Origin of the sequence: Shewanella inventionis (assembly GCF_019931735.1) — a bacterium.
GTDB classification, from domain to species: Bacteria; Pseudomonadota; Gammaproteobacteria; order Enterobacterales; family Shewanellaceae; genus Shewanella; species Shewanella inventionis.
The window spans coordinates 588,653-601,358 of record NZ_CP082926.1 but is presented as its reverse complement, the minus strand read 5'-3'; the positions used below and the strand labels follow the sequence as shown (position 1 = coordinate 601,358).

General features: G+C 42.3%; 12 protein-coding genes. 4 read left to right on the top strand and 8 right to left on the bottom strand.

What is annotated here, in order from left to right; all coding sequences use genetic code 11:
- Nucleotides 1-51: 51 nt before the first annotated feature.
- Entirely contained in the window at nucleotides 52-1,158 is a 1,107-nt protein-coding gene (locus tag K8B83_RS02790) for an acyl-CoA desaturase (protein ID WP_188740631.1), read from the top strand.
- A gap of 335 nt (nucleotides 1,159-1,493) precedes the next feature.
- On the opposite strand, the gene K8B83_RS02785 is transcribed toward K8B83_RS02790, so the two are convergent.
- Entirely contained in the window at nucleotides 1,494-3,353 is a 1,860-nt protein-coding gene (locus K8B83_RS02785; RefSeq protein WP_188740630.1) for an MFS transporter, read from the bottom strand.
- A complete protein-coding gene (locus K8B83_RS02780) occupies nucleotides 3,340-3,954 on the bottom strand; it encodes a TetR/AcrR family transcriptional regulator (protein ID WP_188740629.1) in 615 nt (204 codons plus the stop codon). The genes K8B83_RS02785 and K8B83_RS02780 overlap by 14 nt, the downstream gene beginning before the upstream one ends.
- A 194-nt stretch (nucleotides 3,955-4,148) precedes the next feature.
- Here K8B83_RS02780 and selD point away from each other — a divergent pair, with 194 nt between their 5' ends.
- Nucleotides 4,149-5,204: a selenide, water dikinase SelD gene (gene selD / locus K8B83_RS02775; protein ID WP_188740628.1), complete on the top strand. Its 1,056-nt coding sequence runs from the start codon at nucleotides 4,149-4,151 to the stop codon at nucleotides 5,202-5,204.
- Nucleotides 5,204-6,307 carry a tRNA 2-selenouridine(34) synthase MnmH gene (mnmH, locus tag K8B83_RS02770; RefSeq protein WP_188740627.1) on the top strand — a complete coding sequence of 368 codons (1,104 nt, stop codon included), beginning with the start codon at nucleotides 5,204-5,206 and terminating at the stop codon, nucleotides 6,305-6,307. The genes selD and mnmH overlap by 1 nt, the downstream gene beginning before the upstream one ends.
- Before the next feature lie 34 nt (nucleotides 6,308-6,341).
- Here mnmH and K8B83_RS02765 read toward each other — a convergent pair whose 3' ends face one another.
- From K8B83_RS02765 to nudE, 3 genes are all read right to left on the bottom strand, one after another.
- On the bottom strand, nucleotides 6,342-7,676 hold the full coding sequence (locus tag K8B83_RS02765; RefSeq protein ID WP_188740626.1) for a hypothetical protein: 1,335 nt from the start codon (nucleotides 7,674-7,676) through the stop codon (nucleotides 6,342-6,344).
- Nucleotides 7,677-7,942: 266 nt separating this feature from the next.
- On the bottom strand, nucleotides 7,943-8,752 hold the full coding sequence (gene cysQ, locus K8B83_RS02760; RefSeq protein ID WP_188740625.1) for a 3'(2'),5'-bisphosphate nucleotidase CysQ: 810 nt from the start codon (nucleotides 8,750-8,752) through the stop codon (nucleotides 7,943-7,945).
- A 138-nt stretch (nucleotides 8,753-8,890) separates the two neighbouring features.
- Nucleotides 8,891-9,451 carry an ADP compounds hydrolase NudE gene (nudE, locus tag K8B83_RS02755; RefSeq protein WP_188740624.1) on the bottom strand — a complete coding sequence of 187 codons (561 nt, stop codon included), beginning with the start codon at nucleotides 9,449-9,451 and terminating at the stop codon, nucleotides 8,891-8,893.
- Between the two features lie 77 nt (nucleotides 9,452-9,528).
- Between nudE and yrfG the strand changes: the two genes are divergently transcribed.
- Nucleotides 9,529-10,176: a GMP/IMP nucleotidase gene (gene yrfG, locus K8B83_RS02750; protein WP_188740623.1), complete on the top strand. Its 648-nt coding sequence runs from the start codon at nucleotides 9,529-9,531 to the stop codon at nucleotides 10,174-10,176.
- A 59-nt stretch (nucleotides 10,177-10,235) separates the two neighbouring features.
- Here yrfG and K8B83_RS02745 read toward each other — a convergent pair whose 3' ends face one another.
- Genes K8B83_RS02745 through gspL form a run of 3 tightly spaced genes read right to left on the bottom strand, consistent with a single transcriptional unit; the run spans nucleotide 10,236 to nucleotide 12,693 of the window.
- Nucleotides 10,236-10,997, bottom strand: coding sequence for a type II secretion system protein N (locus K8B83_RS02745; protein ID WP_188740622.1), 762 nt, complete (start codon nucleotides 10,995-10,997; stop codon nucleotides 10,236-10,238).
- 9 nt (nucleotides 10,998-11,006) lie between these two features.
- Nucleotides 11,007-11,483 (bottom strand): type II secretion system protein M, encoded by a 477-nt coding sequence (locus tag K8B83_RS02740; protein ID WP_188740621.1) that lies wholly within the window; start codon nucleotides 11,481-11,483, stop codon nucleotides 11,007-11,009.
- Nucleotide 11,484: 1 nt separating this feature from the next.
- Nucleotides 11,485-12,693: a type II secretion system protein GspL gene (gene gspL, locus K8B83_RS02735; protein ID WP_188740620.1), complete on the bottom strand. Its 1,209-nt coding sequence runs from the start codon at nucleotides 12,691-12,693 to the stop codon at nucleotides 11,485-11,487.
- Nucleotides 12,694-12,706: the final 13 nt, after the last annotated feature.

Genomic DNA, 12,706 nt, shown 5'->3' with positions numbered 1-12,706 from the left:
CGTACAAATGTACGCTCAACTTGCTGTAACCTATTATTGGAAACTTATTAAATGAAAAAACCTCCAATCATTTGGCTTAATACCCTGCTATTTGCCATCACCCTAATTGGCGCCGTGGTGTTAATCCCTTGGCGTGGCTTCACCCATGGCTTTGACGGCATTGAATGGATTGCTTTTATTGTATTTGCTTACGCAAGTGGCTTATCAATAACAGCTGGTTACCACAGACTCTGGTCTCATAAGGCCTATAAAGCTCACCCCACGATTCGTTTTTTATATGCATTAGGTGGCGCACTAGCATTACAAAATAGTGCTTTGCATTGGTGCAGCGATCACCGTATACACCACAAACATGTTGATAATAATGATAAAGATCCCTATTCAGCTAAAATGGGCTTTTGGTATAGCCATATAGGTTGGATGTTACGTGAATACCAAGCTAGCCGTTACAGCGATTACAACAACGTACGTGATTTACAAAACGATCGAATCGTTATGTGGCAACATAAACATTATTTAGCGTTAGTGCTTTTGATGAACATTGGTTTACCGGCATTTTTAGGCTGGTTAAACGGTGACATACTGTCGATGGTGTTAATGGCGGGCTTGTTACGCCTAGTGGTTGTACATCACTGCACCTTCTTTATTAACTCTTTAGCCCACATTTGGGGTAAACAGCCGTACACAGATAAAAACACTGCGCGCGATAATGCCTTTTTAGCGTTGTTAACATATGGCGAGGGCTATCACAATTTTCATCATATTTTTGAAAATGATTATCGTAATGGCATTAAGTGGTGGGATTACGACCCGACCAAATGGTTAATTAAAACCATGAGTTGGGTAGGTTTAGCGAGTGATTTACGTAAAGTGCCGCAAGAGCGAATTGAAAGTGCACGCTTACAAATGCAACTATTACATGCGCAAAATCAAGTCGCACATTTACCAAACTGTGACGAACTCATTGAGAAGTTTCAAGCAGAATACGAGTTAATGAAAAAACACTTACTTGAATACTATCAAGCCAAAAAGAGCTTAATCGAAGCGAAGCGTAAACAGTTAGCAGACCACAACCTTAAGCAACAAGTGCAACAATTACGCAGCCAGTTTTTAGAAAGGCAGCGTCAATGGAAAAGTTTAACGGCTGCATACGCTTAATAAGCTGAACAAATTTAAAAAGGCCATCTTGAATCATCAAGATGGCCTTTTTGTTTATAGCGTTTCAGCTTTATACCACTTCCATTAATTATGTGACCAATCAGAGTCGCTCAGACTGTTCAGTTTGAGGCGCATTGTTGAAATAATGGTTATTCCCTTCTAAGGCAATGCAACAAAGAAATGGACTGTCTGAGCGTCTCCTGCAAGGCGGGTTTCTGTGCCTTCTATGCTGCTTAATAGTATTTTGACGTAGAGCAACTATGCCTACAATCCTATTACTTGCCTAGAAGGCACAGAATTCCCGCTGAATGACCAGATAATTAGTGGAATTGGTATTATTGCTCAAACTGGTTTGTTACTTGTTGTTGCAACGCCATACGATCAGTCTTATCACCAGCCACTAGCGGGGCAATATTTACCTTCACTTTTGACCAAAAACGAGTTGGTTTTGTTGTCAATGCATGTCCGCCTTTATGGCTAAAATACGAGCCCCACAAACCACTTAGTGCAAGTGGTATTACGGGTACTGAGTCACGTTGTAATATCTTTTCAATTCCTGGTCTAAACTCACCAATTTCGCCGTCTGGCGTTAAACGCCCTTCTGGGAATATACACACTAGCTCATCATTGGCTAATGCATTATGGATTTGCTCAAATGCATTTTGGTAAGTGGCTTCACACTTTTTAGGTGAGCAAATAGGAATGACCCCTGCATGCCTAAACACATATTTTAATATCGGGATTTCGCTGATGGACTTATCCATCACAAACCGAATCGGCCGCGTTGATGCTCCCATAATGATTAATGCATCAACATAGCTCACATGGTTGCTCACTATGATCCCTGCTCCTTGAGCCGGAATATGCTGCCTACCATTAACCTGAACTCGATACATCACATGGCTGAGTAGGTAGCTAATAAATCGTTGAGTAAACTCCGGCACTTGTGAGTAAACATATAACAATACAGCTAAGTTCATTATGCCAATCAGCATAAATAACTCAGGAATTGTCCAATTTAATACACCGAGTAATACGATTGAGAGTATTGCAGAGCCCACCATAAACAACGCATTAATAATGTTGTTTGCTGCGATAGCTTGGGCGCACTCTTGTTTTTCTGCACGGGTTTGAATAAACGCATATAAAGGTACAATAAACACCCCACCGCTTAACCCGACCAAAAACAGATCAACCATGACTCGATAATGCTGAGCGTTACTAATAAAAGACTCAAAGCTATACACAAAACCGGGTTCCATAGCCTGTAATGGAATTGCACCTATCATGTCGAAGCTAAATACACTGAGTCCCAATACCCCAAACGGCAATAAACCCAGTTCAACATGGCCAAAAGAAAATCGCTCACACACAAAAGAACCAACCGCAATGCCGACAGAAAACAAAGCTAATAATAGAGACACGACAGTGGCATCTGCATGCAAATGTAACTTGGCAAAATTAGGAAACTGCGTCAGGTAAGTAGCACCTAAAAACCAAAACCAACTGATGGCTAAAATGGCCATCCAAATTGACTTAGTTTCACGAGCCTTGTTAATACAGCGCAAGGTGCCTGAAAACAGAGAAAACTTATTAGGATTAAGCTCACCTTGTGCTGGCAAAGATGGGATCGCTCGGCTGGCAAGATAGCCTGCCATAGCCAAAACCGACACAATAATAGCAGCCCAGGTTAAACCATTTTCATTCGCTACCACTAAGCCCGCACTTAATGTACCGATAAGAATCGACAAAAAAGTACCCATTTCAACGAGGGCATTACCTTTGACTAATTCAGCCTCTGTTAATGCTTGAGGTAATAATGAGTATTTAACTGGGCCAAAATAAGCAGACTGACTCCCAGTTAAAAATAATAGTACCAACATTACCATATAGCTCTGGCTAACAATGGCCACAGCTGCTGTGGACATAATAATCAGCTCTAAAAGCTTTAAACGGCGGATTAATTTTGCTTTGTTCATGTTGTCAGCCACGATACCCGCATGAGCTGAAAACAAGAAAAACGGCAAAATGAACACCCCAGCGGCTAAATTGACAAACAAATTAACATCAATAGGTAAGGTATTGAGCTGACTGTAGGTCACCAGTAATAACAAGACATTTTTATAAAAATTATCATTTAGCGCCCCTAAACACTGGGTCACAAAATAAGGTAAAAAGCGTTTAGTTAATATCATACAAGCTCCCTGTGTTGCTTATACCAGCAATATATCCTTGTACATGACTGCACAACATAGCGTGTAAGTCATGGTGTGTCGCAAATAGTTTTCCATCCAAGGCTAAGCTCGTTAACCCATGAATACCGCCCCAAAGCACTCGGCTCATTAATTCTGCTTGCGCTTCATTAATGCCAGTAAAGCATTTACGTAATTGTGTCTCTACTAAAGCAAATAAGGATTTCACAATCATGGTGTGGTTTTCTGGCAAGGGCTGATCGTCTGGCATGGTTAATTCGAACACCAAGCGAAAACAGCTTTTATGTTGCAAAGCAAAATCACTATAAGCCATCGCCATATTTTTAATATTTGTTATCGGCTCCTGCTGTGTTGCCCCTTGCAACGCCGCAGACAAATTCACCAAAGTTTGTTCTGATACTGCCAATAATAAATATTGATAACTGCCAAAAATATTAATTAGGGTGCTCGGTACGTAGCCAATTTGACTCGCTACTTTTCGCAAACTTAAAGAATGAAGATTGTCATCTTGCAAATGCATGACCACGGCTTTGATTGCCATATGCTTAATTTGCTCATGAGTGTGCTCTTTACGTCTTGCCACTATATTAACCTAACATGAGAGTGCTTGATGAGGGATAAGCTAACAGCAAACAAAATAAAAAACAATGTTCACAATAATATATTTTACCGAACATAAAACAATGGCCAGATTGTTTAAATATCTAAAACACAAGATATTCTGCCTAATAGTGATTATAATTGCTGCTAAACATGCCGCCTAAAGATCATCCTATTATGTCTGAGAAAACAGTAAAATTAACCGAATACAGTCATGGCGCCGGTTGTGGCTGTAAAATCTCACCAAAAGTATTGAGTACGATTCTTGCCTCACAACTGCCCGTTTTTACTGACCCTAACTTACTCGTCGGTAATCAAACTCGTGATGATGCGGCGGTATACAAGCTTAATGAGCACACTGGCATTATCAGTACTACTGACTTTTTTATGCCTATTGTTGATGATCCTTTCACTTTTGGTCGCATCGCGGCTACCAATGCAATTAGCGATATCTACGCCATGGGCGGCACACCCATTATGGCCATTGCAATATTAGGCTGGCCTGTCAATGTTCTGCCTGCTGAAGTTGCACAGCAAGTCGTTGATGGTGGCCGTCAAGCCTGTGCCGATGCAGGCATAATGCTCGCCGGTGGCCACAGTATTGATGCACCCGAGCCTATTTTTGGTTTAGCTGTCACTGGCCAAATTCCACTTGAATTACTCAAACAAAATAACACCGCTAAAGCAGGCGATCGCTTATACCTTACTAAGCCAATTGGCATAGGTATTTTGACTACAGCCCAAAAACAAAAGAAATTACGTGACGAGGACAGCCACATTGCCCCGCAGGCTATGTGTCAGCTTAATAATATCGGTGTTGAAATTGCCAAAATTACAGGGGTGAATGCATTAACCGACGTCACAGGGTTTGGTTTAGCAGGCCATTTAATTGAAGTGTGCCAGGGCGCAAAATTAAAAGCCAAGCTAGCTTTCAATAACGTACCTTTACTGCCAAAGGTTGCTGACTACTTAGCACAAGGCTGCGTACCGGGCGGCACACATCGCAATTTTGATAGCTACGGTGAACACTTACCTGAACTAACTGAACACCAAAAAGCCATTTTATGCGACCCGCAAACCAGCGGTGGTTTATTAGTGGCTGTAAACGCAGAAAGCGAAGCTGAACTGCAAGTGTTACTGGCGAAAAATAATATCGAAGCGATATGTATTGGCTCTATGGTCGAGTTAACGCAGGTAAATGCTGACCAAGATATTCTTATCGAGCTTACTTAATGAGTGACATAATCCCAAGCTCTGAATATGGCCGGTTATTACTTGAAAATAGACCATTAATCGATGTTCGCGCACCAGTCGAGTTTACTAAAGGTGCTTTTCCACATTCGGTTAATTTGCCACTAATGCAAGATGATGAGCGCACTAAAGTCGGCACCTGCTATAAGCAGCACGGTCAAGATGCTGCCATTGCACTGGGCCACCAATTAGTCACTGGTAACGTAAAGCAAGCGCGAATAGAAGCCTGGCGCGCTCAGCTGTTACAACACCCCGAAAGTTATTTATATTGCTTTAGAGGCGGATTACGCTCAAAGCTATCCCAGCAATGGATAAAAGATGCAGGCGTTAAGGTGCCTTTTATTCAAGGCGGCTATAAAGCAATGCGCAGCTTTTTAATCGGCACTATCAACAACGCACCTCAGCAAACCAATATGTTGATTTTAAGTGGCATTACCGGCAGCGGTAAAACAGAGTTTATTCATCAACGCGCTGAAGCTGTTGATTTAGAAGGTTTAGCAAATCACCGAGGCTCCAGTTTTGGTAAAAATATTGAGCCGCAGCCAACGCAAATCAACTTTGAAAATAACCTTGCGATATCATTACTCAAGCATCAACAGCAGCAACATCGCCATTTACTGCTTGAAGACGAAAGCTATCTGATTGGTCGCTCAGCTTTGCCACACGCATTTTATCAAGCGATGCAACAAGCTGATATTGTATTACTCGACGAGCCAAGAGACATTCGTTTGCCTCGCTTACTTAAGGACTATGTCACCGATAAGTTGGCTGGTTATATTGTTAAGTTTGGTGAACAAGACGGGGTTGAAGCATTTAGCCATTATCTTAGCCAAAGCTTAACAGGTATTCGTAAACGCTTGGGCGGTAAGCAGTATCAGGAGTTACAATTGCTTGTTGATGAGGCTCTATTACAGCAACAAAATCAAAATGATGCCAGTAAACATCTCGATTGGATAAGTTTGTTGTTAGAGGTTTACTATGACCCTATGTATCAGTTTCAATTAGAAAAGAAACGTGATCGGGTTATATTTCAAGGTGACAGGCAGGCGATCCATCAATGGTTAGATACGCGTAACGCAATGTAAAAACGCCCTCGTGCGAGGGCGTTAGTGTTCACTCTTAATAAATATCTACTGAAATTTGCTCAATAACATAGTTATCGTAAAAACTTGATCGGGTTTTCAAATCAGCACGTTGTATTTCAGCTACTTTTGCACGGAACTGATTATATTGGGTCGAAGAGTGGCTAAAGTAACCATAAATCATTACCGATAAATTCGCCTGGGTAATTTGCTCAAATGGGGTTTGCAGGTTTGATGGCAAGTCTAAATCTGGAAAGGTGCCTTTTAACGGTGCTTCAATTGTCCAGTTTGCAACACTGCTTTGGCCAAAGTCTATCTGTAGCATTGTTTTACCTGTACCAATCCCCGTAAAATCATAGTTACTGGCATCATCTTCAGCAAAACTGTTTAAAATGGCATCAGTGCTTTGTAGCATTTTTTGTTGGTTTTGCTGTAACTGCACAACTTGTGTATCGTTAGGTGCTGTGACGCGATGACGGCGACTGGTGTAATAGTATATTTGGCCATAATCATTACCTCCTAATGACTCAAAATTAGAATAGGTAATAAAGTTATTAGCAAACAACTCTGGAAACACCTGCGCAGACATAGGCCATTGGATCCAATTGACACGACCATAATCTGTTTCAGAAAATGTTCTAAATTTTGGATCGTAGATATTTTCGTTTCCACTGCTTAATTCGGCATTCAGTACAACACCTTCATTAGCCTGGTTTTCAAAAATAGAGGGATCGACATATATGGTGCTGTTGTTGGCGTAATCCTTAACATCAATTTGTGCGGCATAAGGCGTCAAACCATCATCATAGCTAGGGGTTAACACGAGGTTAACTGGCGGTAAGGTCCCGTCTTGCTCACATACGTTGGCACTTGTGCTACTGTTGTTACCATCAATATAAACGTCATAGCCACTGTAGTTGGCTTTAACATCACTCAAGTCAAATTCGTAATCAGAGCAAACGCAGGCAGAATCGATATTAGCATTGCGTTCACCCACAATACCAATATCACCAGCAATTACATTCAATTTACTGTACACGAATAACTCGCCATTAATCTGTTGCGCATAGGAGAAGTGATAAGCATCAGATGGCCAGGCAATATCAAACTTACCTGTAGATGGAACTTTTGATTGGCTTAAAATACTGCCGTCTTTACGATGTACAATAATGTCTGCACCGACCGCAGGCTGTGAAACATCACATTGCGTTGCATAATAAACAATATCGCCCGTTAAGCGCCCATCAGAACTGCCGCCACCATTCGAAGATGAGTCATCGCTGTCGCTCCCGCCGCCACAACCCGCTAAACCGATAGCACCTATGACCCAAATAATCGGTGACAACGCTAAATACAGTCCTTTGTTTTTCATTTATTTCGCTCTCAAATAACACAGTGTTAACAATGTAAACACAATATTGATAGTGAAATACAAAAGCAATACGCCTTAAAAAATATATCCCTTAATAACAGCTTATACCTATCAGGATAAATAAGTGATCAGAGATTGCGTAGAAAAACTCGCTTAGGATAAGGCAAAAATTACAGCGAGCTAGTTGTTCTGCCTTCAACATTTCTAACGACGTTATAAGCGAAGTTAGCCAGTAAGAATGACCACATTCTTGTGCTGATATGGTATTAGGTTGTCAATAAAATATCCCAGGGTAAATCGGCACTGCCAACGACAATAAAGTTTGGATTTTCAAGACTCTCACGTTCGTTGTAAGTCATTGGCTGTAGATTGATATCAATCAAAGCCCCGCCGGCTTCTTCAATAATAATTTGTGCCGCGCCCGTGTCCCACTCACCTGTAGGACCTAAGCGCACATAGCAGTCTGCTCGACCTTCTGCGACTAAACAACTTTTTAAGGCTGCGCCACCCATAACCACCAATTCGCAATGATTAGGCTTATTCATTAGCTTTAACACAGATTGCGGATCTTGGCGGCGACTGACCGCTAAACGAATATGATCGGTTTCATTGCTTTTTAGCTGTTTACTGGTGATCCTTAACTCGTTTTTGCCATCACGTTTATATGCACCAAGACCAGCTATAGCGTAGTAACACACTTTTGTCATAGGCACATAAACAATGCCCATAATAGGACGGTTATGCTCTACCAAGGCAATTATCACCGAAAAGTCGCCACTGCCGGCAATAAACTCTCCAGTACCATCTAATGGATCAACGAGCCAATAACGCTTCCATGTTTCGCGCACGCTCAATGGAATATCGGCAGCTTCTTCACTTAAAATGGGAATGTCTGGGGTCAATTGTGCAAGTTGCTGACATATAATTTTATGAGCAGCCAAATCAGCCGATGTCACGGGCGTGTTGTCTGATTTTATCTCTCGCTTAAAAGAACCATTTAAATATATGTCGCGGATTTTTTCTCCGGCCTCTGTGGCGATACCGATAACTTGATCAATGACATCTTCTGGCTTCATTACTACTCCAATCGCTTTGCTCGATAAGGATGACCTTACAAGGGGTTAACAGTATGCTACCCCCTTTTGTGTCGCGGTTGTTTGCCTAAATTATTATGGCACGTAAATCGCGTGCCCTCGAACCAGGGTTGAGAGGCTTTATGCTGTCTCAGTGGTTGCTAAATATTGTTGCGTTAAAAAAAGCGCACTGACACTGCGTGACTCTGAAAAATTATTGTTTTCGAGTAACTGCTGCCAATCAGATAATGGCCATGGGATCACATCTATTGGCTCAGGCTCATCACCTTCTAATCGACTAGGAAATAGCTGTTCAGCAACAAAGATTTGCATTTTGCTTGAGAAATAACCCGGGGCAAGAGACAACTCTTTTAACAGCGTCAGTTTATGGCTGCCAAAACCAATTTCTTCTTGTAGCTCACGGTTTGCGGCTTGGGCGGCGGTTTCACCAGGATCGATTAACCCTTTAGGAAAACCTAATTCATAATTATCAGTACCGGCGGCGTACTCACTTGCAAGTAACAAATTACCCTCGTGAATAGGAACTATCATTACAGCCCCTCGACTACCGCCTTTCATTCTTTCATATTGACGTTCAACGCCATTAGAAAACTTTAGGTGAACCTGCTCAATTTGAAACAGTCGGCTTTTGGCAACGACTTCAGTGTGCAGGATTTCCGGCTTTTTATGCCGTTGTGTCATTGCAGCCCCATGTGACGAATTAATATAGACAAGTTACAATCTTACTATTCTAGGTATATTCTACAACCGGAATTTACATGTTTCCTTGGCATAAGATAGACACAGTGCTACTCGATATGGACGGCACCCTGCTCGATTTGCACTTTGACAACCACTTTTGGTTGCAATTAGTCCCACAACAATTAAGCCAATTACGGCAAATAAGTTTAGCCGATGCTAATGATTTGGTCACACAAGCCTATCACAATGTGGTGGGCACATTAGACTGGTATTGCTTAGATTATTGGCAGCAGCATTTAGGGTTAGATATTTTAGCCTTACATCATACTGCCGCTGATAAAATTAAAATCCGTCAAGACAGCATGCCTTTTTTAGAGGCACTTGCGGGCGCAAGCAAACGTCGAATTTTATTTACTAATGCTCACCCTCATAGTTTGGCATTAAAGCTCACTCACACGAATTTAGCAGAGGGTTTAGACGAGCTATTGTCGAGCCACGAAAGCGGCTACCCTAAAGAACACCCTGAGTTTTGGCATTACGCATTCGATAAATTTAACTTAACCCCACAAAGGTGTTTGTTTATTGATGACAGTGAAGTGATTTTAGCTGCGTCAAAGCGGGCGGGAGTGGGTTATCAATTAGGTGTAAGCAACCCAGACAGTAAAAAACCGCACACGGTATTTAAGCAGTTTCCTGCGGTGAGTGACTTATTGCATTCGCTCTAAATTGCTCAAACAAAAAGCGCGTAGATATTGCTATCTACGCGCTTATTTTTACTTTGCCACTATAGTCCAGGCACTACACCTTGGTAGTTAATAGGGTAATATCCTTGGCTATCTTGGCGACCTAAAAAGTGCAACGCGTCACGTAAATCTTGCGGTTGTGCGTCAGTTGGTTTTATTTTGGCGGTCACTTTTACTAAGTTCCCCTCACCTAACACGGCGGTACCTGTTAACCCTAAGGTATTTAGGGTTTCATCAGTTGCAAGTTGCAATTGACCGTCTAGGCAGCTAAGCCCCAATGCAATATTACCTAACGGATAAGCGCCAAATTGATTATTAACATCGGTGTTATTTAAAAACACCTTACCGCTTAATTGCTCACACCAAGGTTTACCTTGCTCTAACACTTCTACCATCAAACTCACATCACCAGTAATTTTGGTTTTAAAAGGTAATTTAGCCCCAGCAAGTAAAAAGCTATCTGGTACGTCAAGGCGAATATTGTTACCGCTTACACCCGCGAGCGACCAGGTTACGTTGCCTTTACCACTGACAGCAGTGGCGCGATTACCAATGCTAAAATCAATATTGGCTTGGCCGATAAACAACCCCCAGGGATTTAATTGCCACGAAATATGTTCTACTTGGCGCTCGTCGACACTGACTAATGCCGCCTTACCTTGCCATAACGTTCCTTCTACTCCGCTAATCACCGTATTGTTAGGCAAAGGAGCTATGCCGACTAACCAATTAGCGGGAATATAAGCAATGAGAAACACCAAATAAACGATCACGCCAATTAGTATTTTAAAAAATAAACTCACAAAAATTCCTTACTGTGATAGCTGAATACGTCTGACTTTAACAAAGCCAGCCACATCAGACTCGGCTAAATCGACACTGTCGAGTGTTAAGCCTTTTTGTTCGACTAAATCGTGCAAATAACTCAACAGCGCATCAAAGGGAACATCATCCATCCACAACTGTATCTTATCGCCTTGCGGCTGCATGCGCGTGATTTCGAGTTGATATTGACCCGCGGTTTGGTTAGCTATCGAGCTTAAACTTCCCCGTACCTTTGACTGTGCACCAGCCTGTTTTAAACCCGCAATTTTATTGGCAGTTTGCTTTACATAACTTAAGGTTTGCTGGGCTGCATTATGACTGCGCTCAGCTTCAATTTGGGCATTAGAAATGGGTGTCCAGATCCCCCAATAAAAAACACCAATCAACAAAACAGCGGCACAAAAACCAACTAACTGCTGCTCTCTGAGGGCGAGCCCTTGCCACCAAATACGCAAATTATTCATGCTATTTGCTCCTCAAGGTCAATGTACTAGTCACGTTTTCATCCGTACTGTTCATTGCGCCAGCGTCTAATTGATAATCTTTAGCAACAATCTCTTTAAACTGGTCAATCTGCGCATAATTTTGCGCAGTCACCTGCATGCGTAACTCGTTACGATTACTCTCAAAGCGTAAGCTGTTGGGTTTTAAATCTGGTACCTTTGAAAATGCAGGCTTTAGCCCTTCAAGCATTTCAAAAAACGCCGCGCCACCACCTTGACCTTGCATACTGCGTAAAGCACTGTCCATTTGCGAGCGCATATTTACAATACGGTTAACGCCAGGAACGGCTTGTTTAAAAATCGCTTCGCTTTGTGCACGTAGCTGCGCAGTGTCATTATTAAGCTGATGGATCAGCAAGCCTTTATTGACTAATGCCAATACAATTGCGAGCGCAAGAACAATCGCGGCATTTTTCCATATAACCAAATGCTTGCTGTATTCACGCTTAGGCTTATAAATGCCACTGAGTAAATCTATTGGTGCGTTTAGCACCCCTCTGGCGAGCACCATCATGGGCAAATCGAGTGGCTTATTTTCTAGTTGAACACCCTCGATGGCAATATCATCACTGTAGCTAGCCACATTGATTTCAGCATTATTGTTTCGTGTTGTCGCAAGTTTAACGAGTTGTGGCAATGCAAACGTTGACCAAGCTTTAGGCAAACTGATACCGCCCCCTTCAGATGTACGGATAAGGTATTCGCCCCCAAAACTCATCACCGCCCAGCGACATTGCTCTAATGGTAACGCCAAGCAGTCTGGCACTATGCGCTTAACTTTTAAGCCAGCCTCTTGTAACCACATTAGCCAGGTTTGCATTTGCTCATGGGCAACTGCAGCCACATTAAGCTGCTCACCTTCACGCGGGCCAACCACAAAATGCATCTGCTCAACATCTGTCGCTAGGGTTTCTTCGAGCATGTAAGGCAAGGCTTTTAATGCCTGACGCTGGCCTTTTTCAGGCAAGGCAATTTGTGTCAATGTCATACTGGCCGCGGGCACAAGTACATCAACAGGTCGATTGCCGGCGCGTTCAGCCAAGCTGCTCAGGCTTGCAGCATTAGCTAACTCTCCTGAGGCAATAATTTCTTGTTCTTGCTCTGACCAGACTAGCCATGAACATGGGTGTTCTGATGTTTTTCCTAATCGGATAAATAGCCGTTCAGACACTGTTATTCTCCAC